The following is a 231-nucleotide window of genomic DNA, read 5'->3' as shown; positions in this document are numbered from 1 at the left end:
CATCTGAATATAAGCGTACATCAATGCGGGCGCTCTTGTCATCTAAAGTTATTAATGCCCACCTATTTCCTTTTTTATTAATAAGCACTCTGGCCGAAATTACAAGCCCTGCAGCTGTAGATACTACATCGCGATTAGTAGGCTGTAAATCGACCAATTTACCACTGGTATAATATTTTAGCTCGCGGCGATATTGATTTATTGGATGACCGGTTAAATAAAGACCAAGGG

At 39.8% G+C, this 231-nt stretch carries 1 protein-coding gene; it reads right to left on the bottom strand.

What is annotated here, in order from left to right; all coding sequences use genetic code 11:
* Positions 1–231, bottom strand: a 231-nt coding sequence (locus tag AAEY62_RS25080; RefSeq protein ID WP_350637214.1) for a hypothetical protein, incomplete at both ends; no start/stop codon positions are given.

Origin of the sequence: Pseudoalteromonas sp. GW168-MNA-CIBAN-0100 (assembly GCF_040309225.1) — a bacterium.
Lineage (GTDB): Bacteria > Pseudomonadota > Gammaproteobacteria > Enterobacterales > Alteromonadaceae > Pseudoalteromonas > Pseudoalteromonas arctica.
This window is presented reverse-complemented; position numbering and strand designations above follow the sequence as displayed.